The organism is Bradyrhizobium sp. WSM4874, assembly GCF_055811835.1.
Genome location: NZ_JBVVPR010000165.1, coordinates 1 through 943, shown reverse-complemented (window position 1 = coordinate 943; position 943 = coordinate 1). Strand labels below are relative to the sequence as shown.

The following is a 943-nucleotide window of genomic DNA, read 5'->3' as shown; positions in this document are numbered from 1 at the left end:
CTGCGGTCGCAGGCGCTTGCGGTGCTTGCAGCCAATCAGGCCCGGGCGGCCGATCAGTCTTTGAGCCTGGCAGATCGACAGGTCGCGACGTTTAATGCTGAGGAGGCCCAGGCGGTACTAGACATCCTCGATTGCGTGAAGCTCGACCCCGGGCCTGAGGAGGCACGGAAGATCGCAGCGCGCATACGCGCGCTTCTAGAGGACCCACGGAGGAGCCAACCGGCTCGAGTGGCGTGTCTGTAGGGTTTGCTTGGAACACGACGAGTCCGTTTCTTGCGCGTTTGAGGATCCATCGCGCAGTCCCATTTTTCACGCGTGAACGGACCAAATCCTGAAGGGGGCGCGCGGCAACCGCGATGGCTTGATGAGGGCCGTCATCATTGACGCCAACGTGACGCCCACTGAATTTTCGGTCAGCGGCAGTCAGAGTCTCGGGGTTTTGTACGCCAAGTGGCGCGGGTTGAGCAGCGGGCAATCGGCGGAGCTGGTCCGGGTTGCGCAGCCGATGGTCCGTTGCGGCAAGGTGGGCGGCGTAGGCCGCGGAGGTCAAGTATATCAGCGACGAGTGGGGAGGCTGGAGATTGTAGTCGGCGACCCAATTGGCAATCTTGGTGCGGGCGTCGTCGAGATCGAAGAACAGGGGCTCGTTGAGCAACTCGTCACGCTCCGCCCGGCGAACGTTTCAGCGAAGCCGTCTGCATCAGCTTTCGGGGAGTAATGAAGTGCGAGTCGATGGCCGCGTCCTTGCTCCAAGCAAGCATGGCGTTGCAGGTGAACTCGGTGCCATGGTCGGACACGATCATTCTGGCTTGCGGCGTCGCTCGACGATTGCTGAGTTAGCGGACCACGCGCCGCCCCGAGATCGACGTGTCCGACATGGCGCCCAGGCATTCCTTGGGGACGTCGCCGACGATGTTGAGGATGCGGAAGGGCCGACACGCAA

At 62.5% G+C, this 943-nt stretch carries 1 pseudogene; it reads right to left on the bottom strand.

The annotated features are described in order from the left end of the window. Positions 1–507 precede the first annotated feature (507 nt). Positions 508–943, bottom strand: a pseudogene (locus tag AC0L3P_RS39850) (integrase core domain-containing protein); the annotation flags it as partial.